Annotated in this window: 18 protein-coding genes and 3 pseudogenes; 13 read left to right on the top strand and 8 right to left on the bottom strand. The window is 66.0% G+C overall.

Going from position 1 to position 26207, the window contains the following annotated elements:
• Positions 1–9: 9 nt before the first annotated feature.
• The 3 genes and pseudogenes from LN139_RS14255 to LN139_RS14245 all read left to right on the top strand — a co-directional run bounded on the left by LN139_RS14255 (position 10) and on the right by LN139_RS14245 (position 3222).
• Positions 10–1380, top strand: a complete 1371-nt coding sequence (locus tag LN139_RS14255; RefSeq protein ID WP_236354491.1) for an acetyl-CoA carboxylase biotin carboxylase subunit — start codon at positions 10–12, stop codon at positions 1378–1380.
• Positions 1377–2251: pseudogene (locus LN139_RS14250) on the top strand (5-oxoprolinase subunit B family protein). Before LN139_RS14255 ends, LN139_RS14250 begins: the two are co-directional and overlap by 4 nt.
• Positions 2248–3222, top strand: a complete 975-nt coding sequence (locus LN139_RS14245; RefSeq protein WP_236354490.1) for a biotin-dependent carboxyltransferase family protein — start codon at positions 2248–2250, stop codon at positions 3220–3222. Before LN139_RS14250 ends, LN139_RS14245 begins: the two are co-directional and overlap by 4 nt.
• A 69-nt stretch (positions 3223–3291) precedes the next feature.
• Here LN139_RS14245 and LN139_RS14240 read toward each other — a convergent pair whose 3' ends face one another.
• On the bottom strand, positions 3292–4917 hold the full coding sequence (locus tag LN139_RS14240) for a BCCT family transporter (protein ID WP_442964317.1): 1626 nt from the start codon (positions 4915–4917) through the stop codon (positions 3292–3294).
• 267 nt (positions 4918–5184) lie between these two features.
• On the opposite strand from LN139_RS14240, the pseudogene betB reads away from it, so the two are divergent.
• Positions 5185–6658, top strand: a pseudogene (gene betB / locus LN139_RS14235) (betaine-aldehyde dehydrogenase).
• 49 nt (positions 6659–6707) lie between these two features.
• Complete coding sequence (betA, locus tag LN139_RS14230; protein ID WP_442964316.1) at positions 6708–8447, top strand: choline dehydrogenase; 1740 nt, start codon at positions 6708–6710, stop codon at positions 8445–8447.
• Between the two features lie 28 nt (positions 8448–8475).
• Here betA and ada read toward each other — a convergent pair whose 3' ends face one another.
• Positions 8476–9564, bottom strand: coding sequence for a bifunctional DNA-binding transcriptional regulator/O6-methylguanine-DNA methyltransferase Ada (gene ada, locus LN139_RS14225; RefSeq protein ID WP_236354488.1), 1089 nt, complete (start codon positions 9562–9564; stop codon positions 8476–8478).
• A gap of 203 nt (positions 9565–9767) precedes the next feature.
• Here ada and LN139_RS14220 point away from each other — a divergent pair, with 203 nt between their 5' ends.
• From LN139_RS14220 to LN139_RS14205, 4 genes are all read left to right on the top strand, one after another.
• The gene (locus LN139_RS14220; protein ID WP_236354487.1) at positions 9768–10730 is read left to right on the top strand and encodes a helix-turn-helix domain-containing protein; all 963 of its coding nucleotides are present in this window, start codon (positions 9768–9770) and stop codon (positions 10728–10730) included.
• Positions 10731–10809: 79 nt separating this feature from the next.
• A complete protein-coding gene (locus tag LN139_RS14215; protein WP_236354485.1) occupies positions 10810–11736 on the top strand; it encodes a SphA family protein in 927 nt (308 codons plus the stop codon).
• Between the two features lie 11 nt (positions 11737–11747).
• Positions 11748–12965, top strand: a complete 1218-nt coding sequence (locus LN139_RS14210) for an MFS transporter (RefSeq protein WP_236354483.1) — start codon at positions 11748–11750, stop codon at positions 12963–12965.
• A gap of 11 nt (positions 12966–12976) precedes the next feature.
• A complete protein-coding gene (locus LN139_RS14205) occupies positions 12977–14428 on the top strand; it encodes an amidase (RefSeq protein WP_236354481.1) in 1452 nt (483 codons plus the stop codon).
• A 177-nt stretch (positions 14429–14605) separates the two neighbouring features.
• Here LN139_RS14205 and LN139_RS14200 read toward each other — a convergent pair whose 3' ends face one another.
• The 4 genes from LN139_RS14200 to LN139_RS14185 all read right to left on the bottom strand — a co-directional run bounded on the left by LN139_RS14200 (position 14606) and on the right by LN139_RS14185 (position 16586).
• On the bottom strand, positions 14606–15115 hold the full coding sequence (locus LN139_RS14200; protein WP_236360415.1) for a fasciclin domain-containing protein: 510 nt from the start codon (positions 15113–15115) through the stop codon (positions 14606–14608).
• A 126-nt stretch (positions 15116–15241) separates the two neighbouring features.
• On the bottom strand, positions 15242–15637 hold the full coding sequence (locus LN139_RS14195; protein ID WP_442964315.1) for an anti-sigma factor: 396 nt from the start codon (positions 15635–15637) through the stop codon (positions 15242–15244).
• Positions 15607–15948 (bottom strand): hypothetical protein, encoded by a 342-nt coding sequence (locus tag LN139_RS14190; protein WP_236360607.1) that lies wholly within the window; start codon positions 15946–15948, stop codon positions 15607–15609. Before LN139_RS14190 ends, LN139_RS14195 begins: the two co-directional genes overlap by 31 nt.
• Complete coding sequence (locus LN139_RS14185) at positions 15945–16586, bottom strand: sigma-70 family RNA polymerase sigma factor (protein ID WP_236354479.1); 642 nt, start codon at positions 16584–16586, stop codon at positions 15945–15947. The genes LN139_RS14190 and LN139_RS14185 overlap by 4 nt, the downstream gene beginning before the upstream one ends.
• A 104-nt stretch (positions 16587–16690) precedes the next feature.
• Between LN139_RS14185 and LN139_RS14180 the strand changes: the two genes are divergently transcribed.
• The 3 genes from LN139_RS14180 (at position 16691) to LN139_RS14170 (ending at position 18565) form a co-directional block, all read left to right on the top strand.
• On the top strand, positions 16691–17218 hold the full coding sequence (locus tag LN139_RS14180; RefSeq protein ID WP_236354476.1) for a DUF3455 domain-containing protein: 528 nt from the start codon (positions 16691–16693) through the stop codon (positions 17216–17218).
• 175 nt (positions 17219–17393) lie between these two features.
• On the top strand, positions 17394–17870 hold the full coding sequence (locus LN139_RS14175; protein WP_236354473.1) for a sigma-70 family RNA polymerase sigma factor: 477 nt from the start codon (positions 17394–17396) through the stop codon (positions 17868–17870).
• Positions 17867–18565: an anti-sigma factor gene (locus LN139_RS14170; protein WP_236354471.1), complete on the top strand. Its 699-nt coding sequence runs from the start codon at positions 17867–17869 to the stop codon at positions 18563–18565. Before LN139_RS14175 ends, LN139_RS14170 begins: the two co-directional genes overlap by 4 nt.
• 43 nt (positions 18566–18608) lie before the next feature.
• On the opposite strand, the gene nirD is transcribed toward LN139_RS14170, so the two are convergent.
• Positions 18609–18980 carry a nitrite reductase small subunit NirD gene (gene nirD / locus LN139_RS14165; protein ID WP_236354470.1) on the bottom strand — a complete coding sequence of 124 codons (372 nt, stop codon included), beginning with the start codon at positions 18978–18980 and terminating at the stop codon, positions 18609–18611.
• Complete coding sequence (nirB, locus tag LN139_RS14160; RefSeq protein ID WP_236354468.1) at positions 18980–21532, bottom strand: nitrite reductase large subunit NirB; 2553 nt, start codon at positions 21530–21532, stop codon at positions 18980–18982. Before nirB ends, nirD begins: the two co-directional genes overlap by 1 nt.
• Before the next feature lie 582 nt (positions 21533–22114).
• On the opposite strand from nirB, the pseudogene LN139_RS14155 reads away from it, so the two are divergent.
• Positions 22115–26196: pseudogene (locus tag LN139_RS14155) on the top strand (molybdopterin-dependent oxidoreductase).
• Positions 26197–26207 lie beyond the last annotated feature (11 nt).

Raw genomic sequence — 26207 nt, 5'->3', positions numbered from 1 at the left:
GGCGGCGCCATGACTGCAATCAGCAAACTGTTGGTGGCCAACCGCGGTGAGATCGCCGTGCGCATCCTCCGTGCCGCCCGGCAACTGGGGATCCCGACGGTGGTGGCCTGCAGCGAGGCCGATGTCGACTCGCTCGCCGTACGCATGGCCGATGAAGTGCAGGTGCTCGGCCCACCGCGCCCCGACAAAAGCTACCTGAACATCGACGCGTTGATCGCGGCCCTGAAGGCCAGCGGTGCGGATGCCGTGCACCCGGGCTACGGCTTTCTCGCTGAAAACGCCGAATTCGCCGAGGCTGTGGCCGACGCCGGGGCGATCTTCGTCGGGCCCAGCGCCGAGGTGATCCGCTGCATGGGCGACAAGGCCCGAGCCCGGCGCACCGCGCAGCAGGCCGGGGTGCCGGTGGTGCCGGGCTCGGAGGGAGAGCTGGCAAGCGTTGGCGAGGCGCTGGTGGCGGCCGAGGCGGTGGGCTACCCGCTGCTGATCAAGGCCTCGGCCGGCGGTGGCGGGCGCGGCATTCGCCTGGCCGCCGACGCTGAGCAGCTCGCTGTGGAATTCCCACGTGCTCAGCTCGAAGCTCAGGTCGCATTCGGCAATGGCGGCCTGTACCTGGAACGGTTCATCGAACGCGCGCGGCACATCGAAGTGCAGGTGCTGGGCGACGGCCAGCGCGCCGTGCACCTGTTCGAGCGCGAGTGCTCCTTGCAGCGCCGCCGGCAGAAGCTGTTCGAGGAGGCCCCGTCGCCAGTGCTCAGCGCCAGCCAGCGCGATACCCTGTGCGCCAGTGCGGTGCGCCTGGCAGAGAGCATCGGCTACCAGGGCGCTGGCACCCTGGAGTACCTCTACGACGACGCCACCGGCGAATTCTTCTTCATCGAGATGAACACCCGCATCCAGGTGGAACACACCGTCAGCGAAATGGTGACCGGTATCGATCTGGTGCAGGCCATGCTGCGCATTGCCGCCGGCGAGCCACTGGGCTTGCAGCAGAGCGACATTCGCCTCGACGGCGCCGCCGTGCAACTGCGCATCAACGCCGAAGACCCCGAGCGCGACTTTTTCCCAAGCCCGGGCACGGTGCAAACGCTGGCCTGGCCGCAAGGCGAGGGCGTGCGGGTGGACAGCCATCTGTTCGAAGGCTACCGCGTGCCGCCTTACTACGACTCGCTGCTGGCCAAGCTGGTGGTGCATGGCCGGGACCGCGCCCAGGCACTGGAGCGTGCCCGCGAGGCGCTGGCCGGCACCACGCTCAGCGGCATGGCGACCACACTGGGCCTGCACGCCGAGCTGCTCGAGCAGCCCTGGCTGCATCAGGCGCAATTTCACACCAACACGCTGGAAGGCTGGCTGGCCAGGCGTGGCCAAGGAGATGAGGCATGAGTGATTCGATCCGCTACAGCTTCGGCGCCGACGAACATCTGTTCGCCGAAGTCAGCGAAAGCATGTCGCTGGAGGCGTTCTTCAAGGGCATGGCGATTACTCGCGCGGTCGAGCGGCTGGCGTTGGACGGGGTGCTGGACGTGTGCCTGGCCAACGCTTCGTTCCAGATCCGCTTCGACCCCGACCGCCTGGCGCCGCAGCGCTTGCTGGAGGCGGTCAAGGGCGCCGAACGCGAGGCGGTCGCCGAGCGCAGCATCAAGACCCGGATCATCGAGATCCCGGTGCTCTACAACGACCCCTGGACCCACGAAACCCTGATGCGCTTTCGTGACCGTCACCAGGACCCCACCAGCACGGACCTGGAATACGCCGCGCGGATCAACGGCCTGGCAGACGTCGACGCCTTCATCGCGGCACACAGTGGTGCGCCGTGGTTCGTGTCGATGGTGGGGTTCGTGGCCGGGTTGCCGTTCATGTTCCAGATGGTCGAGCGCGAACGGCAGTTGCAGGTGCCCAAGTACCTGCGCCCGCGCACCGACACGCCCAAGCACACCCTTGGCCACGGCGGCTGCTTCGGCTGCATCGTACTCGGTGCGCGGTGCCGGTGCGCTATCAGATGTTCGGTGTCACCCCGGCGCCGATCTACGACCCGGCCCAGCGCCTGGCGTACCTGCAGGAGCACATGGTGTTCTTCCGCCCCGGCGACATCGTGCAGTTCAAACCCATCGACCGTGCGGCCTACGACCACGCGGTGGCGGAGGTGGATGCAGGGCGCTTCAACCTGAAGATCCGCCCCGTGGTGTTTTCGCTGGACGCGTTTCTCGCCGACCCCGACGGCTATCCGAAAACCTTGCAGGAGGTGTTGGCATGATCGAAGTCATCAAGCCGGGCCTGGCGACCTCCGTTCAGGACCTGGGGCGCGAGGGGTACTACCACCTGGGCATCCCGCCGTGCGGTGCGCTGGACCAGTACGCTCTGCGCGCGGCCAACCTCCTGGTGGGCAACGCGGAAAACGCCGCGGCGCTGGAGTGCACCCTGCTGGGCCCGGAGCTGGCCTTCGAGCAGGATGCGCTGGTGGCGGTGTGCGGCGCGAACATGGCGCCGAAGGTCGATGGCGTGGAGCAGCACCACAGCACGGCCTTCGAAGTCAAAGCCGGGCAAGTGCTGCAGTTCGATTTCCCTCGGGGTGGTGCGCGGGCCTACCTGGCGCTGGCGGGCGGCATCGACGTGCCCGAAGTGCTGGGCAGCCGGTCGACCTACGCCCTCGGTGCGCTGGGCGGTTACCAGGGCCGCAAGCTGCTGGCCGGTGATCGGCTTTCGCTGGGGGTGCCCAGCGGCCGCGGCCAGGCGAAGGCAAGCCTGCCGATGGCGCTGCGCCAATCGCTGGGTGGTGAAATCACCCTGCGTGTGGTGCCGGGCCTGTACCACGACCGGCTGACTCCCGAGGCCGCTGCGGGCTTTTTCGAAGACACCTGGACCGTCGGCTCGGAGGCCGACCGCATCGGCTACCGCTTCAAGGGCGGCAGCGCGCTGGCCTTCAAACCGCGCGAGCAACCCTTCGGTGCCGGCTCGGACCCTTCGAACATCGTCGACAGCTGCGACCCGATCGGCTCGATCCAGGTGCCGGCGGGGCTTGAACCGATCGTGCTGCACCGCGATGCGGTCTCCGGCGGTGGCTACGCGATGATCGGCACGGTCATCAGCGCCGACCTGGACCTGATCGGCCAGATGCAGCCCAACCAGAAGGCGCGCTTTGTGCCGGTGACCCTGGAGCAGGCGCTCGACGCCCGCCAGACCTACAAGAAAAGGCTCGCTTGCCTGAGCCGGTTGTTTGCTTCCTGAAACTGCCCGCCTGGCGCGGGCGGCCTCTACCGGCACGCTGGGCTGGGCGAGTGCCAGCCCAGCGCCGCTTCAGGCACTGCGGCGCTGTAGCAGCGCTTCATGGCTTCGGGCATCGGCGTCGCGCTCAGCCCTGAGCAGCTCAAGTTGCGCCTGCTCGCTGGCAGTGTCGTCGCGCATGGCTTTGTACAAGCCCCACATGAACACCCCCAACACCACCGAGAACGGCAGCCCGGCCAGCACCACCATGGTTTGCATGGCCTCGAAGTTGCCGGCGAACAGCAGCCCCACCGTCACCAGCGTGATCAGCGCTGCCCAGAAGATCCGCAGCCAGTGCGGTGCATCTTCGTCGACCTCGCCGCCGATGCACGAAAGGTTGGCCATCATCACCGCGCCCGAGTCGGCCGGCGTGAGGAACAGCACGAAGCCCACGAACACCGCCACGCCCACCACCAGCTTGGCGGCAGGGAAGAACTCCAGCAGTTGGTAGATCGACATCGACGGTGACGTCAGTGCGGTCTGCCCCAGCTGCGCCGCCCCGTGGTTCATCACCAGGTCCAGCGCAGTGTTACCGAACACCGACAGCCAGGCCAGGGTGAATCCCAGCGGAATCAGCAGCACGCCCCAGACCACCTCGCGCACCGTGCGGCCACGGGAAATGCGCGCGATGAACATGCCCACGAACGGGCCCCAGGAAATCCACCAGGCCCAGTAGAACACCGTCCACAGGCCCAGCCAGCGCTCGGCTTTGGCCGGGTCGGGCTGGTAGGCGTAGAGGTCGAAGGTCTTGAGCACGATGCCGTTGAGGTAGTCGCCCAGGTTCTGCACGAAGCCGTTGATCAGATGCAGCGTGGGGCCGAAGAACAGCACGAACAGCAACAGGCCGCTGAACAGCATGATGTTCAGGTTCGACAGCCGGCGAATGCCGTTCTCAACGCCCGACACCGCAGCGATGGTGGCCACGGTGCTCATCACCAGAATCACCAGCAGCAGGTTGGCCTGGCTGTGCTGCCAGCCGAACAGGTACTCAAGCCCCGACGACACCTGCAGCGCGCCGATGCCCAGGTTGGTGACCAGGCCCAGCAGGGTCACGAACATGCCGAACACGTCCACCGCGTTGCCCGCCCAGCCCTGAACCCAGCGTTGCTTCATCAGTGGGTGCAAGGCCGAGCGCAGCGCCAGCGGCTGGCCGTGGCGGTACGCGAAGTAGCCCACCGCCAGGCCCACCAGCGCGTAGATCGCCCAGCCGTGCAGGCCCCAATGCAGGAAGCTCAACTGCAAGGCCTGGCGCGCAGCGTCGAGGCTTTGCGGGGTGCCTTGGGGTGGGTTGTAGAAGTGGTCCAGCGGCTCGGACGCGCCGAAATACAGCAGCGAGATACCGATGCCGGAAGAAAACAGCATGCCGGCCCAGGCGCCGTAGCTGAAGTCGGGCTTGTCATTGGGCCCGCCCAGCTTGAGCTTGCCGAACGAGGAAAAGGCCAGCGCGATCACGAACACCAGGTAGGCGCCGATCATCAGCATGTAGTACCAGCCGAAGGTACGCGACAGCCAGGTCTGCGCGGTGCCAAGCCAGTGGCCGGCAGCCTCGGGCGTGGCGATCAGCACCGCGGTGAGTGCCAGGATCAGCGTGGCCGAGGTGTAGAACACCGAGCGATTGAGCCGAACGGGTGCCGGCGATTTGAGGGGTACAGAACTCATTGCACGAAGGCTCCAGGCAGAGCTTGGGGGTAGTGGGCGCAGGTTTTTGTCACGGTCCTTGAGGCGCCGTCTTTTCGCCGCAGGGCCTTTGAAGGCCTCTAATGCGACCACTTTGCGGGCATATCTGCCGGCGGGTGTGGCGCTTTGTCGCAGAGCTTATCGATTGTTGATTGATCGTTCAATATAAAACAAATACTCTGTCTGCAATCCGGGCATGGCGCTCAAGCAGCCGGCCCTTCACTACACGCACACCTTCGCGAGGGATTTATGGCCCGTTTCGATCTGCAAAAACTCTACATCGGTGGTGGTTATGTCGACGCCAGCAGCGGCGAGACCTTCGACGCCATCAACCCGGCCACCGGCGAAGTGCTCGCCAAGGTGCAGCGCGCCAACCGTGAAGACGTCGACCGCGCCATCGAGAGCGCCGAAAAAGGCCAGAAGGTGTGGGCCGCGATGACCGCCATGGAGCGCTCGCGGGTGCTGCGCAAGGCCGTCGACCTGTTGCGCGAGCGCAACGACGAGCTGGCCATGCTCGAAACCCTGGATACCGGCAAGTCCTATTCCGAAACCCGCTACGTCGACATCGTCACCGGCGCCGACGTGCTGGAGTACTACGCAGGCCTGGCCGTGGCCATCGAAGGCGAGCAGATCCCGCTGCGCGATACGTCCTTCGTTTACACCCGGCGCGAGCCGCTGGGCGTGACCGCCGGCATCGGCGCGTGGAACTACCCGATCCAGATCGCCCTGTGGAAATCGGCCCCGGCGCTGGCTGCCGGCAACGCGATGATCTTCAAGCCCAGCGAAGTCACCTCGCTGACCACCCTGAAACTGGCCGAGATCTACACCGAAGCCGGCCTGCCAGCAGGCGTGTTCAACGTGCTGACCGGCAGCGGCCGTGACTTGGGCACCGCGCTCACCGAACATCCGCTGATCGAGAAGATCTCCTTCACCGGTGGCACCGACACTGGCAAGAAGGTCATGGCCAGCGCTTCGGCGTCCACTCTGAAGGAAGTGACCATGGAGCTGGGCGGCAAGTCGCCGCTGATCATCTTCAGCGACGCCGACCTGGATAAGGCGGCCGACATCGCGATGATGGCCAACTTCTACAGCTCCGGGCAGGTATGCACCAACGGTACTCGCGGTGTTCGTGCCCAGCGCCTTGAAGGCCGAGTTCGAAGCCAAGATCGTCGAGCGCGTCAAACGCATCCGGGTGGGCGACCCTACCGTTGAAAACACCAACTTCGGCCCGCTGGTGAGCTTCGCGCACATGGAGAGCGTGCTGGGCTACATCGCCAAGGGCAAGGAAGAGGGCGCGCGCCTGTTGATCGGCGGCGAGCGCCTCACCGACGGCGCCTTCGGCCAGGGTGCCTATGTCGCCCCCACCGTGTTCACCGACTGCAGCGACGAAATGACCATCGTGCGCGAGGAAATCTTCGGCCCGGTGATGAGCATCCTCAGCTACGAGAGCGAAGAAGAGGTGATCCGCCGCGCCAACGACACCGACTTCGGCCTGGCCGCCGGCATCGTCACCCAGGACCTGACCCGCGCGCACCGCGTGATTCACCAGCTCGAAGCCGGCATCTGCTGGATCAACGCCTGGGGCGAATCGGCCGCGCAGATGCCGGTCGGTGGCTACAAGCAGTCTGGCGTGGGCCGCGAGAACGGCATCCTGTCGCTGGCCCAGTACACCCGGGTCAAGTCGGTGCAGGTGGAGCTGGGCGACTACGCCTCGGTGTTCTGAACGGCATTCGTGAAGGCGCCGCAGTGACGGGCCGCAGGAGAAGATCATCATGAAAGACTACGACTACATCATCATCGGCGCGGGCTCGGCGGGCAACGTGCTCGCCACCCGCCTGACCGAAGATGCCGGCGTGAGCGTGCTGCTGCTCGAGGCCGGCGGCCCCGACCACCGCCTGGATTTCCGCACCCAGATGCCGGCTGCGCTGGCGTTCCCGCTGCAGGGCCGGCGCTACAACTGGGCCTACGAAACCGACCCCGAGCCGCACATGAACAACCGCCGCATGGAGTGCGGGCGCGGCAAGGGCCTGGGTGGCTCGTCGCTGATCAACGGCATGTGCTACATCCGTGGCAATGCGATGGACCTGGACAACTGGGCCACCCTGCCGGGCCTTGAGGACTGGACCTACCTGGACTGCCTGCCGTACTACCGCAAGGCCGAGACCCGCGATGCCGGCCCCAACGACTGGCACGGCGGCGACGGCCCGGTGAGCGTAACCACCGCCAAGCCGGGCGTGAACCCGCTGTTCGAGGCGATGGTTGAGGCAGGCGTGCAAGCCGGCTACCCGCGCACCGAAGACCTCAACGGCTACCAGCAGGAAGGCTTCGGCCCGATGGACCGCACCGTGACCCCCAAGGGCCGGCGCTCGAGCACCGCACGCGGTTATCTGGACATCGCCAAGCAGCGCGACACACTGACCATCGTTACCCACGCCATGACAGACCGCATCCTGTTCGACGGCAAGCGCGCCAGCGGCGTGCGCTACCTGGTCGGCAGCCAGGCCCATGAAGCCCGGGCGCGCAAGGAAGTGCTGCTGTGCGGCGGCGCCATCGCCTCGCCGCAGATCCTCCAGCGCTCCGGCGTGGGCCCGGCGCAGTTGCTGCAAGAGCATGGCGTGCCAGTGGTGCATGACCTGCCCGGCGTGGGCGAAAACCTGCAGGACCACCTGGAGATGTACATCCAGTACGCCTGCACCCAGCCGGTGTCGCTGTACCCCTCGTTGCTGCTGCACAACCAGCCGGCCATCGGTGCCGAGTGGCTGTTCAACGGCACCGGTATCGGCGCCAGCAACCAGTTCGAGGCCGGTGGTTTCATCCGCAGCCGCCCGGAGTTCGAGTGGCCGAACATCCAGTATCACTTCCTGCCGGTGGCGATCAATTACAACGGCAGCAACGGCGTGCGTGAGCACGGCTTCCAGGCGCACGTCGGCTCCATGCGTTCGCCCAGCCGTGGCCGGGTGCAGATCAAGTCCACCGACCCGCATGAGCACCCGAGCATCCTGTTCAACTACATGGCCTCGGAACAGGACTGGCAGGAATTTCGCGACGGCATTCGCATCACTCGCGAAATCATTGCCCAACCTGCGCTTGACGCGTTCCGCGGCCGCGAAATCAGCCCAGGCCCCGAGGTGACCACCGACGAGCAGCTCGACGCTTTCGTGCGCGAGCACGCCGAAACTGCGTTCCACCCTTCCTGCTCCTGCAAGATGGGCACCGACGCGATGGCCGTGGTCGATGGCCAGGGCCGTGTGCATGGGCTGGAAGGGTTGCGGGTGGTGGATGCGTCGATCATGCCGGAGATCATCACCGGCAACCTCAACGCCACCACCATCATGCTGGCCGAGAAGATCGCCGACCGTATCCGAGGGCGCCAACCGCTGCCGCGTAGCACCGCCCGGTACTACAAAGCCAACGGCGCTCCCGTGCGCGGCACGCCGATGCGCAAGACCGAGCACACCGCCGGGATGGAAGCGCTGGCGGTGCCGGCGATGGCCGAGCCGGTGCTGTCGTAAACCCGTTGTGCAGGCCCTTGCCCGGTGTTCACCGGCGCGGGGCCTGTTCTCGTTCCAGCAGCGTGCGCTTGCGTTCGACGCCCCAGCGGTAGCCGGACAGCGAGCCATCGCTGCGCACCACGCGGTGGCAAGGGATGGCCACCGCCAGTGTGTTCGCGCCGCAGGCGTTGGCGACGGCGCGCACCGCACTGGGCATGCCGATGCGTTCGGCGATCTGCGCGTAGGTCACGGTTGCGCCGAAAGGCACCTCCCGCAACGCCTGCCACACGCGTTCCTGAAACACCGTGCCGCGGATATCCAGCGGCAGGTTCAAGCCCATGTCGGGCGACTCCACGAATCCCACCACCTCAGCCACTCGCCGCTCGAATTCAGGGTCGCCGCCGATCAGGTTGGCGTTGGGAAACTGATCCTGAAACCGTTCGACCAGCGCATTGGCATCGTCACCCAGCGAGATCGCGCAGATGCCCTTGGCGCTTTCCGCCACCAGAATCGCGCCCAGTGCGCTCGCCCCCACAGCGAAGCGGATATCGGTATCCGTACCGCCAGCGCGGTATTGGGTGGGCTTCATGCCGAGGATCTTCTGCGAGGCTTCGTAGAAACGGCTGTGGGAGTTGTAGCCGGCGTCATAGACGGCTTCGGTGATGGTTCGCGATTGGGTGAGCTGCTCCCTTACCCGTGAGCGCAGCGAAGCGCTGGCGTAGGCCTTGGGCGTAAGGCCGGTGATTTTCTTGAACACGCGATGGAAGTGGAAGGCACTCATGCAAGCCTGCTCGGCCAGCCCGCTCAGGTTCGGCGCCTGCTCGGCCGCCTCGATCAGGCGGCAGGCCTCGGCCACCAGTTTTGCATGCCGGGCTGCCACCACGTCGCGGGCGCTGCCGGCGCGCCGCGAGCGCCGATAGCCTGCAGCCTCGGCCTGCGCGGCGTTGTCGAAGAACACCACGTTTTCAGGCTTGGGCAACCTGGTCGGGCTGTGGGGGCTGCAGTACACCCCGGTGGTGATGACGCCGTAGACGAATTCGATGCCGGCAACGTGCGTGCGGCTCACGAGCACCTGCCAGCGCGGGTCGTCTTCGGTTGTGTGCCGCCGCCGGGCCGGGGCCTGATCGATAGTGTCCATGGCTGCGCCTTTCTCTGGGGGTGATACGAGGCTAACGCTGGCGGGCGGTTATACCAATCCGGGCCTTGCTTTCATATTTTCGATTGATCGGTGGCGCTGCGCACTATCCGAAATTGGCACTCTTTTGCCCGGCGGTGAATAAGGGGTATGAAACTTGTAACGCGATTGGCTAACCCGGCCCGGCAGCCAAAAAGGTTTCGAAAATGCACCACAACTGCGCCGCTGCGTTACTTCCCGGTATCAGGTTCAGCCACACCCAGGACATCGACGAGCATGCCCTGGCGCTGGACGGCTGGCACATGCATTACGACCAGGTGTCTTCGGGGCGTTTCGAAGGCCAGCTGGGCGAGCTGTGGCTCGACGGCATGCAGGTGGTATGGGACAAGTCGAACCAGGCGATGATCAAGAGCGGCGATGCCGGGCGCGGCACCCTGACCTTCAGCCTGCCGTTGCGCGGGGCAGGGGCCTTCCATTGCGCCGGCCATTCCATCGAAGAGCCGCGACTGCTGGTGGCCTGCAGCGATGACCTGCCGGTGCTGCGTACCCCGGCCAATCTGGAGCTGCTGTGCATCAATGTGCCGGCCGGGGAAGTGGCCGGTGCGCTGGCGCGGCAAGGCATCGCCGACAACCTTGGGGCCCTGTCGCAGTGCTACCGTCTGGGGCCGAACGGTTCGCACCAGGCGTTGGCGCGCCTGGCAGGCGGTATCTTCGGCCAGCAGCCGCTCGCGTGGCTTGAGCACAGCACCCTGCGCACCGCGATGCGGGAAACGCTGCTGCTGCATCTGCTGGACCTGCTCGACACCACCCGCCCCGATGAGGTCACCCCCAACGCACGAATGCGGCTGGTGCGGCGCGCCCGCGAATGCGCCCTGGCCCAGCCAGGCACACCGCCGAGCATCCTGGAGCTGTGCAACCGTGTCGGCGCCAGCCGGCGCAAACTTCAGTACTGCTTCCAGCAAACCCTGGGCATCAACCCGGTGGCCTACCTGCGTGTGCTGCGCCTCAATGCGGTACACCGCGCCCTGCGCCGCAGCGAAGCGGGCAGGGTGCAGGACATCGCCTTGCAATGGGGCTTCGAGCACCTGAGCCGTTTCGCCACCGATTACCGCCAGCTGTTCGGCCAATTGCCCTCGCACACCCTCAAGAGCGCCCGCGCCGCGTTGTGAGGTTTACCAAATCCGGATAACCACCGCCGGCGCATTCCCCCCAGGCTGAGTGGGCCAACAACAAGAAGGGGGGAGCTTGATGAACGTTACTCGCAACCTGGCCACACTCGCACTCACCGCCGCCTCACTGGGCGCCGCATCGTCCGGCTTCGCCACCGAGGGTGGGGCGCCGACCACCGCCTTCGGGGTCTACGACTTCGGCGCCGGCTTCACACCGCCGCCCACCCCGCACGGCACGGTGGGCCTGCGCACCAACTACCACTGGGCCAACACGGTCCGCGACAGCCACGGCCGCGACAACGGCACGGACATTTCGCTGGGGGTGCTGTCGCTGGGCTTTGCGTACCTGAAGATGACCCAGACCGAGGTGTTTGGCGCGCGCTACGGCTACGGGCTGGTGGCGCCGTTCTTCAAGATGGACGTGGACCTGAAGGTCAAGGCCGGCGGCACCACAGTGTTCGCTGACGACGCCCACCTGTTTCGCCAGGCCGACCTGCAAGTGATGCCGCTGATCCTGCAGTGGGAGCCGTCGCGCAACCTGGGCGTGAACTTCTGGCTGCAGGTGCAGGCACCCACCGGCGACTACGACAAGAATCGCCTGGCCAACCCGGGCCTGAACCACTGGGCGTTCTCGCCCATTCTCAACTTCAGCTACATCACCGATTCGGGCCTTGAAGCCTCATCGAGCTTCCAGGCCGACTTCAGCACCCGCAACCCCGACACCGACTACAGGAACGGTGTGGAGTATCGCCACGAATTCGCCGTCGGCCAGCACATCGGCCCGTGGACGGCGGGCCTGGGCGGCTACTACTACCGCCAGCTCAGCGACGACGACGCCCCGGGCCTGACCCGCGGCAACCGCGCCCGCACCCTGGCGCTGGGCCCGGCGCTGAACTACTTCCAGCCCGGGCTGCCGCCGGTGTGGTTCCACCTCTACAAGGAATTCGACTCGCGTAACCGTGCGCAGGGCTACGCCGTAGCGCTGCGTGTCTCCCACAGTTTCTGAAGGGCGCGCTCATGAACACTGCAAAGAAAAACACTCCGCTGCCCGGCCGGCGCCAAGGCATTGTGCTGATGCTGGGCAGCAGCCTGACGATCATGGGCTCGGTGATGGTGGCGCCGGCCTTGCCCAAGCTTGCCGCCGAATTCGGCCCGGCGAACCCTCAGGCCAGCGTGTTGATCCCGCTGGCCATTACCGGCCCTGCGCTGGTGATCGCGCTGTTCGCACCTGTGGCCGGATGGTTGGCCGACCGGCTGGGGCGCAAGCGCCTGCTGGTGCTGGCCACGGTGCTCTATGCGTTGCTCGGTGCCTTGCCGGCGCTGCTCAATGCGCTGCCGCAAATCGTGTATGCGCGTTTTGCGTTCGGCTTTGCCGAAGCGGTGATCATGACCTGCTGCGCCACGCTGATTGCCGACTATTGGCACGGTGCCCAGCGCTTGCGCTATGTGAATGGCCAGGTCATCACCATCGGCCTGGTGGGCGCGCTGTTCTTCGTGCTGGGTGGCGCGTTGGGCGAGCATTCCTGGCGCACGCCTTTCTACCTCTATCTGCTGCCGCTGCTGCTGGTGCCGTTCATGCTCAAGGTGTTGTGGGAACCGCAGCGTCGCCTTGAAACCGCATCTGCACCGGGCGCGGCCTCTACAAGTGCAGCCTGGCCGCTGGTGGTCAACTATGTGCTGGTGTTGTGCGGCATGGTGCTGAGCGTGATCGTCCCCATCCAGAGCCCTGCGCTGCTGGTGAACCTGGGTGTCACCTCCAGCACGCTGATCGGCGCCTGCGCCGGGCTGGGTTTGCTGGCGACCCTGGTGGGTGCATTGCTTTGGCCCATGGTGCGCAACCGGGTCGGTTTCGCTGGCTGCAACGTGTTGCTGTTGGCGCTGCTGGGTATCGGGCTGTGGCTGCTGGCGGCTGCGCACACCTACGGCCAGGTGCTCGCGGCAGTGGCGCTGCACGGCATCGGCGTCGGCATGCTGGTGCCCAACAGCATGGCGCCGGTGATGGAGGCCTTGAGCCCCGCCGCCCGCGCCCGCGGCATGGGCGGTTTTACCGGCTGCCTGTACCTGGGGCAGTTCGCCAGCCCCTTGGTGGTCGCCGCCGTTGTGGCCTGCACCCATGACCTGCCGCTGGCGATCCACTACCTGGCCATCGCCGCCCTGGTGGCCGCGCTCTGCTGGCTGTGCAGTGCGCTGCTGCGCCGCCGGCCAGCACTGCCTTCTTCCTCTCTGCCGTCGTAAAGGACTTTGCCATGCAAGACATTCAACGTTTGATCGACGCCCATGACGGGCTGGGCCTGGCCGAACAGGTGCGCCAAGGGGAGGTGCACCCGCGTGAACTGGTGGAGGCAGTGATCCAGCGGCTGGACGCCGTCGAGCCCGCGCTCAACGCCGTGAGCGAGCGGCTTTACGACCATGCCCGCGCGGCCGCCGAGCTGCCGTTGGACCCCGCCGCGCCCTTTGCCGGTGTGCCGACCTTGGCCAAAGACCTCTTCACGCCGCTGGCCGAAGCACGCATGACCAACGGTTCCCTCGCCTTGGGCGAGGCGCGGCCGGGCTTCGACAGCGAGCTGGTGATGCGGCTGCGCAAGGCGGGCTGCCTGTTCGTCGGCACCACCACTTCGCCCGAATTCGGCACCTCCTACACCACCGAGTCGCGGCGCTTCGGTGCCACCACCAACCCGTGGAACACCGCCCACAGCGCCGGTGGCTCCAGCGGCGGTGCTGCCGCACTGGTGGCCGCACGGGCAGTGCCCTTCGCCCAGGGCAACGATGGCGGCGGTTCACTGCGCGTGCCCGCATCGTGTTGCGGCATCTTCGGCTTCAAGCCCAGCCGCGGGCTGATGCCGGCCGGGCCGGTGATGGGGGAGGGCTGGGCCGGGCTGGGCACGCCCCATGCCATGAGCCTTTCAGTGCGAGATAACGCCGCGCTGCTCGACGCCACTGCCGGCGCCGACCTGGGCGCGCCCTACGCCGCACCGGCCTACGACCGGCCTTTTCCGAGCTGGCTCGAGCACGACCCACGCCCGCTGCGCATCGCCTTGATCGAAAACCCGTCGCCCTGGGCCAACGCCCCCGAGGCGCTGGCCGCCGTGCGCCATACCGCGCAGCTGTGTGAAAGCCTGGGCCACAGCGTGGTACCTGCAGCGCTGCCGGTGGACCTGTCGGCGTTCTTCGACCAGGTCTTCGACATCATCGGCCCCAGCACTCGCCACTACATCAACGTGCTGGGCCAGCAGCGCGGGGCCGCCGTGCGTGAGGAAGAGCTGGAACCGATCACTCGCATTCTGCTGCGCGAACGCGGCGACATCCCGGCATACCGCTACACCGCCGCCGTTGAGGCCGTACACGCGCTGGGGCGGACCCTGGCCGGCATGCTGACGGTGTTCGATGTGATTCTGAGCCCGACCACCACGCGAGAGCCGCCACCGCTGGGCGAACTGAGGGTCGAGGACGACCAGACGTCTTTGGCGAGCTTCATCGAGCTGTCTCACGGCTACGGGCCCTATACCGCGTTGTTCAATGCCAGCGGGCAACCGGCGATGTCGGTGCCGCTGTACTGGACGGCGCAAGGCCTGCCCATGGGCAGCCATTTCGCCGGGCGGTTCGGGGAGGAGGGGACCTTGCTGTGCCTGGCGGCGCAGTTGGAGCGGGCTCAGCCGTGGGCGGGGAGGGTGCCAGGGTTGAGTGCAGTGGGGCGGTGAGTTGCTTGCCAGCGTCGCCCGGCACAGCCGGCCTCCCACCGGGCGAACACCGGCGCATGCCTCAAAGCTGAGGGAGGCCGGCTCGCCGGGCGACGCGCCGGTCTGAAACTCATAACGATCAGGACCTGCACATCGCTCGGCACAGCCGGTTTGAAGTGCCTGCGACAGACGGCGAAGTCATTTGGGCATCAGGACGGTATCGATCACATGGATCACGCCATTGGACTGCATCACATCGGCAATGGTGACGGCGGCCTTGCCACCTTTGGCATCCATCAGCCAGAGCTTTCCGTCACGTACCAGGACGGTCAGTGGTTCGCCCTGAACGGTGTTGAGCGTTACTTTGCCGCCGTGCTGTTTGGCATCGGCCATCAACTGCTTGGAGGTCAGGGTGCCGGGCACTACGTGGTAGGTCAGTATTTTCGTGAGGTCAGCCTTGTGAGCCGGTTGCACGAGCGTGTCGACCGTGCCGCTGGGGAGTTTGGCGAAGGCTTCGTTGGTCGGCGCAAAAACGGTGAAAGGGCCTTTGCCGTTGAGTGTGTCCACCAGGCCGGCGGCTTTGACGGCGGCCACCAGGGTGGTGTGGTCCTTGGAGTTGACCGCGTTTTCGACGATGGTCTTGTCCGGGTACATCGGCGCACCGCCGACCATGGGTGGGCTGGCAGCAAAGCTTGAGGAAGCTGCCATGCAGAGCACGGCAAGGCAGGTTGCGGCAATGCGTTGAGTGAACTTGAGCATGATGCTTCTCCTGGATTCTTCGACCCTCAGGATGAGGGTGAGGGTATATACGGAGCAGCAGCGTGCGCGGATGCATCAGAGCGCAGATATTTTTCCCTGGGCGATGACCGGCCCGGTGGGCAGGCCGGTGGGTGAGCCGTTCAAGGGTTCCAGCGAGACCGCCAGCGTGGCCCCTTCATTGAGCGCGCTGGCAAGGCCAACGGGTACCACCAGTGCAACGGCGGCATCGGGCGGCAGCAGGCCAAGCGAACGCGGTTTGCCATCGCCAGCAATCACCCAGGCCTGTGCACTGCGGCCCTGCCAGGCAGTTGGCCGTGCCGGGACGAACAGCACACTTCGGCCATCGGCTTGAACCGTCGCGGCGAAGAGTGTGTTGCCGTCGTTCTGCTCCAGCCGCGCGAGCATCGTTGGGGCGACGGGTTTGCCAGGCTGTACCAGTGCTATGAGGCTCGCCAGCAGGCACGCCGCCATGGCCGCCGAGGCCCATCGCCAGAACCGCACGTCGCGCCACGGCCCTGTACGCCTGCGCGGCTCAGGCGTGCCAGCCGTGAACAGTTGCCTGTCGATGGCCTGCCACACATGCGCCGGTGGGCTGGCTGGGGCAACTGATCGAGCCAGCAATCGAAATGCGACTGCCAGGCGACAATCGCCGCCTGCACATTCGGGTCCTGTGCCGCCATCGCCTCGACCCGAGCGCGCTCCTCGCCGGTGAGCACGCCCAGCGCATATTCCGCGATCAACTGATCGCGTTCATCGGCAGGTGGCAAACCGTGCTCGTTCATAGCCCCAGGCACCGGCCCAGGCGCTGCAATCCACGGCGGATCCAGCTTTTCATGGTGCCCAGCGCAATGTTGTGACGTTCGGCCAGTTCGGCATAGGAGCAGCCCTCGAAGAATGCAAAGCGGATATAGCGCTGGTGATCTTGCTCCAGTGTCGCCAGGCAGCGTTCGATAGCCTGGTGCTGACGTTCGCGTTCCACGCTTTCGACCACCGCATCGCTGGCAGGCAGCTCCAGGGAAGCTTCGAGCGGCTCGTGCACACGCCGCGCGCGGCGCCGGTCTATGGCCTTGTTGCGCGCAATGCTGGCGAGCCAGGTGCCGGCATTGGCAAGGTCGGGATCGAAGCTGGACGCCTTGAGCCACAGGCTGATGTAAACCTCCTGCAGCACTTCTTCGGCTTCGGCGCGGTTGCCCAGGTAATGCAGGCAGATACCGAACAGCCTGGCCGAGGTGGCTCGATACAGTGTTTCGAATGCCCATCGGTTTCCGTCGCCACACGCCTTGAGCAGAACGTTCAGCGCCAAGGGATCGTTGTCCCTCTGCACGGCGTGCGCTGTCTCCGGTCTGGCTGGCAAAGGGCTTTCTCCTGCGGCGAGTGCATGCACTCTAACCTGCTTTTTCGATGCCGCGCGAATAGCCATGGAGAAACTTTTCCCGTGCGCTGCATCCAGAACGCTGGCGGGCGGGTATTGATAACGGGCGGCGTGTGATCGCCCAGCCAAATGACCTGTCAGGAGCATTGCCCATGAACGTCAAACCTACCTTCTGCCTGCTGGCTTGCAGCCTTGCCCTCGGCCTGCAGGCCGCACATGCCCAGGCCACCTTGCCGGATGCCGTCAAGGTGCCCGATGGCCATAGCGTCATGCTCGAAACCGCCGGCGTCGGCGAAATCACCTACGAGTGCCGCGACAAGGCCAATGCCCCTGGCCAGGCCGAGTGGACCTTCGTGGGGCCCAAGGCGGTGCTCAACGACCGCGCTGGCAAAACCGTCGGCGACTACTTCGGCCCTCCGGCGACCTGGCAGGCCAAGGATGGCTCGAAAGTCACCGGCACTCAGGTGGCGGTGGCAAAGGCCGGTGAAGGCGACTTGCCCTACCAGTTGGTCAAGGCCAACCCGGCCGAAGGCAAGGGTGCCCTGCAGGGCGTCAGCTACATCCAGCGCGTGGCCACCCGCGGCGGTGTGGCACCGGCCAGCGAATGCACTGTGAAGAACAAAGGCACGCAGCAGATCGTCAAGTATCAGGCCGACTATGTGTTCTGGAAGGCCAAGTGAAACGCGATTAGGCAAGCGCCTTGCAATCGATCTTCTACGCTCTGGGAAAACCACCCCGGCCCGATGGCCGGGGCACCCGGCTTGAACCAAGGACACCGCACACGTTGAACGCACCTGTAGCCCCTTCGATTTCCAGCGCTGCCTGGCGGCTTGTGCTCAGGGTGACCGCAAAGCCTTGCACGCGCTCTACGATCACGAAGGCGCACGCCTGCTGGGCGTGGCTCGGCGCATCGCACGGGACGATGCCACAGCAGAAGACATCGTCCACGATGCCTTCATCCGCATCTGGACCCGCGCGGCCAGCTTTGACCCTGCGCGAGGTTCAGCCCGGGGCTGGATCTACAGCATCACCCGTCACCTGGCGCTGAACTCGATACGCGATACTCGCCGTGAAATTGCGCTCTCAGAGCCCGACATCGATGCCGCAGCCGGTGCACACGGGGGAGGCGAGGATATGGACCTCTGGTCAGGGTCGGCGAAGATCTACCGTTGCCTCGAGCAACTGCAGCCCGCACCGCAGCGCTGCATCCTGCACGCCTACGTCGACGGCTGCAGCCATGCCGAAATCGCGACCTTGCTGAACGCGCCGCTGGGGACCGTCAAAGCCTGGATCAAGCGCAGCCTCGCGGCGCTGAGGGAGTGCCTGGAATGAAGCCCGAATCTGCCGACGCGCTGGATCAACTCGCAGGCGAATATGTGCTGGGAACGTTATCGCCCCTACAACACGCCGAAGCGGCCGAACGTATACGCAAAGACGCTTCGCTGCGCGCTGCCGTGGATGCCTGGGAGGCTCGCCTGCTGGACCTTGCTGCACTGGCCGAGCCGCTGCCGCCCAGTGGACGTTTGTGGGGCCGCATCCAGCGCAGCCTCGGCGAGCTTGCTGCTGCGCCCACGCAAGCTCAGGCACGTGGGTGGCGTCGCCTGGGGCTTTGGCAGGGGCTGAGCGCCGCCGGGCTGGCTGCAAGCCTGCTGCTGGCGTTTACCTTGCTTACTGCCTCTCCTCCCTCCACCCGATACCTCGTGGTACTGGTGGCCCCGAACAGCCAGGCGCCCGGCTGGGTGGTGCAGGCCAGTGACACCCGGGCGATCGAACTGCTTCCGCTGGCGGATGAGCAGGTGCCTGACGGCATGGCATTGCAATTCTGGACCAAAGGCGATCACTGGGGCGCACCGGTTTCGCTGGGCCTGGTCAAGCCCGGCGCCTCCAATCGGGTCAAACTCGATAGCCTTCCGCCGTTGCAGCCCAACCAACTGTTCGAATTGACCCTTGAGAAAGCCGGAGGGTCGCCCACCGGGCTGCCAACGGGGCCGATCCAATTCATCGGCCGTGCGGTGAAAGTGATATGAGCCGCTGTCGGGAGAGGGTTTGCCTGCGCCCCAGGCCCAAGCGCTAGGCGACGTTCACTTCGACGTCATCCCCTCGCAGCCGCGCGGGCCACACCCTCAGCCGTTCATCCGGCGCCTCGACGCACACACCATCCTCCAGGCCGAAGCGCTGTTTGTACAACGGCGCAGCCACGACCAGCTTCCCCGCCAGGCTGCCGACAAGGCCACGGCCGATGACATTGGCCCCCGACCGGGGATCGCGGTTTTCCAGCGCGAAAACCCGCTCATCGCCCTGTTCGCCCGGCAGGTAGAACAACGCAATCTGGGTGCCCCCGAGCAGGGCGACGACGCCGGAATGGGCAACCAGGTCGTCGCGCCCACACAGCTTGAGCCAGCCTGCACCGCTCTCATTCGGCATTGCATGAGCGCCGTTCATCACACCACCTCCGTTGCATTGATCCGGTTGGATTCTTCCGGGCGCGCCGGCCGCCGCTGGCCGCGCTCCTTGACGAACTGAACGTCCGGGTCGGCACCCTGCGCATTGACGAAGGTGCGAAAGCGCTTGAGTTTTTCCGGGTCGTTCAGGGCGTTGGCCCACTCGCATTCATAGCGGTCGACCACCAGCTGCATCTGCGCTTCAAGCTCTGCCGCCAACCCCAGGCTGTCGTCGATGATCACCGCCTTGAGGTAATCCAGCCCGCCCTCCAGGCTCTCGCGCCACACCGAGGTGCGCTGCAGTTTGTCGGCGGTGCGGATGTACAGCATCAGGAAGCGGTCGATGTAGCGGATCAGGGTGTCGTCGTCCAGGTCGGTGGCGAACAGCTCGGCATGGCGCGGGCGCATGCCGCCGTTGCCGCTGATGTAGAGGTTCCAGCCCTTTTCGGTGGCAATCACGCCCACGTCCTTGCTCTGTGCTTCGGCGCATTCGCGGGTACAGCCGGACACGGCGAACTTGAGCTTGTGTGGCGAACGCAACCCCTTGTAGCGGTTCTCGATGTGCAGGGCCATTCGAACACTGTCCTGCACGCCGTAGCGGCACCAGGTGTTGCCGACGCAACTCTTCACGGTGCGCGTGGACTTGCCGTAGGCATGGCCGGTTTCGAAACCGGCGGCGATCAGCTCGGCCCAGATATCCGGCAACTCGTGCAACTGGGCGCCGAACAGGTCGATGCGCTGGCCGCCGGTGATCTTGGTGTACAGGTCGTACTTTTGAGCGACCGCACCGATGGCGATCAACCCCTGTGGGGTGATTTCACCCGCGGGAATGCGCGGCACCACCGAGTAGGTGCCGTTCTTCTGCATGTTGGCCATGAAGGTATCGTTGGTGTCCTGCAGCGGCACCAGCCACGGCTCCATGATCGGGCGGTTCCAGCACGAGGCGAGGATCGAGCCGACCGCAGGCTTGCAGATGTCGCAGCCCACGTGGCCTTTGCCGTGGCGGGCCAGCAGTTCGTCAAAGGTTTCGATGCCCTCGACACGCACCAGCGAGTACAGCTCTTGCCGGGTGAAAGCGAAGTGCTCGCACAGGCTTTTGTCGACCGCCACACCGCGGGCCATCAGCTCATGCTCGAACACCTGCTTGAGCAGGCTCGCGCAGCCACCGCAGCCGGTGGCGGCTTTGGTCTGTTGCTTGATCCCGGCCAGGTCGCTGCAGCCTGCGTCGATGGCGCAGCAGACTGCGCCCTTGCTGACGTTATGGCATGAGCAAACGGTGGCAGTGGCTGGCAGCGCGTCCGCGCCCAGGCTCGGCGCGGCCGCGCCCTGAGGCAGGATCAGCGATGAAGGATCGGCCGGCAGTGCGATCCCGTTCTGGATGTATTGCAACAGCGTGTCGTAGTAGCTGTTGTCGCCCACCAGCACAGCGCCGATGGCCCGTTTGCCATCGGCCGACACCACCAGCCGGCGGTAACTGGCGGTGGCTTCGTCGATGAAGCGGTAGCTGCGCGCCCCCGCTGTGCTGGCCTGGGCGTCACCGATGGAACCGACGTCGACGCCCAGCAACTTGAGCTTGGTGGACATGTCGGCACCCGTGAACGGCCCACTCTCGCGCTCGCACAGCTGCGCCGCGACGCTGCGCGCCATTTGATAACCCGGCGCCACCAGCCCGAAGATGCTGCCGTTCCACGCCGCACACTCACCGATGGCGTGGATGTGCGGGTCGCTGCTGCGGCAATCGTTGTCGATGGCGATGCCGCCCCGTGCACCCAGTTCAAGCCCGCAGGCCCTGGCGAGCGCGTCTTGCGGGCGGATGCCGGCCGAGAACACCACCAGGTCGGTTTCCAGGCTGTCATCACCTGCGAAATTCATGCGGAAACGGTAGTGCTCACCGGGGGTGATCGATTGGGTGCTCCGGCCCAGGTGCACCTGAACCCCCAGCGCTTCGATGCGCGCCTTGAGCGCCACGCCACCGGCCTCGTCCAGTTGAACCGGCATCAGCCGAGGCGCGAACTCGACCACGTGCGCTTCCAGGCCCAGGCTGCGCAGCGCGTTGGCCGCCTCCAGCCCCAGCAGGCCGCCGCCGACGACTACGCCGCGCCGGGCATTCCCGGCAGCGGCGCGGATAGTGTCCAGGTCGGCCAGTGTGCGGTAGACCAGCCGCGAATCCGCAGCTGCACCTTCGATGGGCGGCACGAAGGGATAGGAACCGGTGGCCATGATCAGGTGGGTGTAAGGGGTGCAGCCGTTCACGGTGATGACTTGCTTGCCGGCACGGTCGATCGCAAGCACCGGCGCGCCCAGGTGCAAGGTCACACCCGGGCGTTGGTAGAGCGCTGCATCGCCCAGGGCGAGGGATTCGGCGTCACGGCCAGTGAAGTACTCGGACAGGTGCACGCGGTCGTAGGCGCGCAACGGCTCTTCGCTGAACACATGGATCCGGTAGCGGCTCAAGGCCCCGTTTTCCACCAGTTGCTCGACGCAGTGGTGGCCGACCATGCCGTTGCCGATGACCACCAGGTTTTGCAGACCACTTGCCAATTCGCTGTTCATGGGGGGCGCCTCTCAAAGCCGATCCGGTTGTTTCGAAGCAAAAAAAACGCCTGGAACCAGAAGGTCCCAGGCGCCTTTGCCTGTTCTTGCTGCCGGCCCATGGGCCTGGCGCAGTCGTTGTCACCTGGGCCATGAGGGGCCGAACGATCGCCGTTGATCGACCAGGTAGTCCGCTGGCACGGTGCAGCGGGCAGGTAAACCCTATGCAGTGCTTGTGCCACAAACTCGGCAGCCGCGTGCAAGGCTGGCGTTCGGGGCTTGCGTGGCTTTCGTGGCTGCGCAGCCGGCCCCCGGCCCGTTCCAAAACGGTGCAAGTGGCCCACCGCCGCCCCAGGGCGAGGCGGTATCGATCAGCCTTGCCTGCGTCCATCGCCAGGCCAGGGGCACACAAACCCCCGGGCGCGGGTGCTTACCGCCGTATCGGCACAGGTTGGCCCAGCCATTGCTACGCACAGGCAAAGGCCGTCAACGACGATGGCCGTTCTTCCAGGCATCACCCCACGACAAAGGCGCCGTGCAGCTTCCGTTGAAAAACGGTCGAGCCGCATGGCGCCTTTGTCGTTTCTGCAAGAGAGCACGGCGATGGTGAACACCCTCCAGCCCAGCAAGGCCGTACGCAGCGTCTGCCCCTACTGTGGGGTGGGCTGCGGCATCGTCATGCAGGTGCAAGACAATCTGATCGTCAAGGTTTCAGGCGACAAGCAGCACCCCAGCAATGCCGGGCGGCTGTGCACCAAAGGCAGCACCTGCGCCTTGCCGGTGACCGACGCCGGGCGCATGCAGCATGCCTTCGTGCGCGAGGACCGCAGCCGCGACCCGGTGCGGGTGGGTATCGACCAGGCCATCGAAGCCACGGCCAGCCGCTTGCGCGGCATCATCGACGAGCACGGTGCCGATGCGGTCGCCCTGTATGTCAGTGGGCAGATGTCTCTGGAGGCTCAGTACCTGGCCAACAAACTGGCCAAGGGTTTCATCCGCAGCCGCCATATCGAATCCAACTCGCGGCTGTGCATGGCCAGCGCCGGCAGCGGCTACAAGCTCTCCCTGGGTGCCGACGGCCCGCCCGGCGCCTACGACGATTTCGAACACAGCGATGTGTTTCTGGTGATCGGCGCGAACATGGCCGACTGCCATCCGATTCTATTTTTGCGCCTGCTGGACCGGGTCAAGGCCGGTGCCAAGCTGATCGTCGTCGACCCACGGCGCACCGGCACCGCCGAAAAAGCCGACCTGTACCTGCAAATCGCCCCCGGCACTGACCTGGCATTGCTCAACGGCCTGCTGCACCTGCTGGTCAAGAACGGCCACACCGATCCGGCCTTCATCGCCGAATTCACCGAGGGCTGGGAGGTGATGGAGGACTTCCTGCAGGCCTGCACGCCCGAGCACGTCGCGCAGGTCACAGGCCTTGCCGAGGCCGACATACGCCAGGCCGCACAGTGGATCGGCGAGGCGGCGAACTGGATGAGTTGCTGGACCATGGGCCTGAACCAGAGCGTGCAAGGCACCTGGCACACCAACGCACTGTGCAACCTGCACCTGGCCACCGGCGCCATCTGCCGCACCGGCAGCGGGCCGTTCTCCCTGACTGGCCAACCCAATGCCATGGGCGGGCGGGAGATGGGCTACATGGGCCCGGGCCTGCCCGGCCAGCGTTCGGCGCTGGCCGCCGAAGACCGCGCGTTCATCGAACGGTTGTGGGGGCTGCAGGCCGGCAGCCTGCGCGCTGAAGCCGGCAATGGCACCGTCGATATGTTCCAGGCCATGGCCTCCGGCAGCATCAAGGCCTGCTGGATCATCTGCACCAACCCTGTGGCCAGTGTGCCCAATCGCCAGCAGGTGATCGAAGGGCTGCGCAAGGCTGAGCTGGTGATTACCCAAGAGGCGTTTCTGGACACCGAGACCAATCGCTACGCCGACGTTCTGCTTCCCGGCGCGCTGTGGGCCGAGGCTGAAGGGGTAATGATCAACTCGGAGCGCAACCTGACCCTGGCCCAACAGGCCGTGCAGCCACCGGGGGATGCCTTGCCGGACTGGCAGATCATCGCCCGGGTCGCCTGCGCCATGGGTTATGCCGAGGCGTTCAGCTACGCGAGCGCAGCCGAGGTGTTCGAAGAGATCAAACGCACGGCAAACCCCGCGACCGGCTATGACCTGCGTGGCGCCAGCTATTCGCGCCTGCGCGAGCAACCGCTGCAATGGCCTTGCGCAACGCCGCAGGCGCCGGCGCGCAACCCGATCCGCTACGTTCAGCCTGCGGCCACAGGCAGCCGCCCGGCGATCGTGTTCGCCACCGCCAGTGGCAAGGCGCAGTTCTTCGCCCGCCCGCACCTGCCGCCGGCCGAGCTGCCGGATGAGCAATTCCCGCTGGTGCTCAACACCGGCCGCGTGCAGCACCAGTGGCACACCTTGACCAAGACCGGCAAGGTGCCGGCGCTGAACCGGCTCAACCCCGGGCCTTTCGTCGAGGTCCACCCAGCCGACGCCGCGCGGCTGGGCATCGAGCCGGGCGATCAGGTGCAGGTCCGTTCGCGGCGTGGCCAGGCAGTGCTCCCGGCGGTGGTCAGCGAGCGAGTGCGGCCAGGCAATTGCTTCGCGCCGTTTCACTGGAACGATGTGTTCGGTGAGGCGTTGGCGGTCAATGCCGTGACCAGCGATGCCGTCGACCCCACATCGTTGCAGCCCGCCTTCAAGTACTGCGCGGTAGCGCTGCAGGCGTTGCCCTCTGCCGAGCAGCAACCCGCGCCGCTTTCCACAGGCTCAGCCCAAGAGTTTGCCCCTATGCAGATCGATCGCGTTGCCCGCCTGTTGAACCTCGACGATGTCGCGCCGCCGACCTTGAGCGCCCGAGAGCAGCTGTACATGCGCGGCTACCTGCTTGGGCTGCGCAGCGCCGACGGTGCGCACGCCGGCGTGCCGACGATCCCCGAGCACGCACCCTTCGGTGCGGAGCAGCGGTTGGTGCTCAACGGCCTGCTCGCGGGCATGTTCTCCCGCGCCGGCCAATCGGTTGCGGCCGTGAGCGCGCCGGCCCTCGCGCCCGAGCCTGAATGGCTGGTGCTGTGGGCCTCGCAAACGGGCAACGGGAAAAACCTCGCGGCGCTGTGCGCCCAACGCCTGGGCAGCGCCGGCCAGCACGCGCGGGTGCTGGCGATGGACAGTGTCGAGCTTGAGCAACTGCGCGGTGCCGCGGGGTGTTGATGGTCGCCAGCACCTTCGGCGACGGCGACCCACCGGACAACGCCGTCGATTTCTGGCAGACGTTGGCCAGCGCCAGCCCCGGAGCCTGGAAAACAGCCGCTTCGGCGTGCTGGCACTGGGCGATTCCAGCTATCGGCAATTCTGTGGCTTCGGCCGCCAGCTCGATGAGCGCCTGGCCGCCCTGGGCGCCGAGCGTATCCAGCCGCGCCTGGAGTGCGAACCCGACTACGAAGCACCTGCCGAACAGTGGTTGCTCGAGCTGTGCGGCAAATTGGCCGCCCATTCAATCGAGGCCCCCCTGCCTGCTCAGGCAGCGCCCTCCACGGCGGCTGCCCCCGAGCGCAATCCCTACACCCGAGCGCACCCGCTGCGCACCACGCTGCTGAGCAATCGCCTGCTCAATGGAGCAGGTGCCGAGAAGGAGACTCGGCACCTGTCGTTCGACCTCGCCGGCCAGCACTTCCCTTACCGTGCCGGCGATGCGCTGGGCGTGTGGCCCATCAACTCGCCTGAGCTGGTGGAGGAGTGGTTGAGCACGGCCGCTCTGGACGGGAACGCTCAGGTGCAGCTCGACAATCAGCCGGCCATGACGCTGCGTTGTGCCCTGAGCGAGCACCTGGAAATCGCCCGCATCAGCCCGGACCTGCTGCGCCGGGTGGCTGCCCAAGGCAATCACGGGCAACTGCAGGCGTTGCTCGAAGAAGACCAGCATGCCGCCCTGCAAGGCTGGCTGTGGGGCCGGCAACTGCCCACCTTGCTGCGTGAATTCCCCTTGGCGCTGGACGCGCAGCAATGGGTGGGCCTGCTCGAAACCCTTGCAACCCCGGCTGTACTCCATCAGTTCAAGCCCGGCGGTTACGCCCAACGAGGTGCACCTGACCGTCGCCACCGTGCGCTACCGGCATCAGGGCAGCGCACGGGGCGGTGTGTGCTCGACCTTCCTGGCCGATCGCGCCCTTGAGCACGGCGTGCGCATCTACCTGCAGCCTTCTGCGCATTTCCGCACACCAGAGTGCCCTGATACACCGCTGATCATGATCGGCCCCGGCACCGGCATCGCGCCGTTTCGCGCCTTCTTGCAGGAGCGCCAGGTGCAGGGCAGCGGCAGGAACTGGTTGTTCTTCGGTGAGCAGCGAGCCTGTACCGATTTCTACTACCGTGACGAACTGCTCGGCTGGCAGCGCGACGGTGTGTTGCAGCGGCTGGACACCGCCTTCTCCCGCGACCAGAGCGAGAAGGTCTATGTGCAGCAGCGCATGCTCGAGCAGGGCGCTGAGCTGTGGCAATGGCTGGAGCAGGGCGCCCACGTGTGCGTGTGCGGCGATGCCGCCCGCATGGCCAAGGATGTCGACGCGGCACTCAAGAAGATTGTGCAGGCCCATGGCAAGATGAGCAGCGCTGCGGCAGCGCTGTACGTCAGCCACATGAGCAAGGCGCGCCGGTATCTGCGGGATGTCTATTGAACACGGGCTCG

Origin of the sequence: Pseudomonas sp. KNUC1026, from assembly GCF_021650705.1 — a bacterium.
Taxonomy (GTDB): Bacteria; Pseudomonadota; Gammaproteobacteria; order Pseudomonadales; family Pseudomonadaceae; genus Aquipseudomonas.
This window is presented reverse-complemented; position numbering and strand designations above follow the sequence as displayed.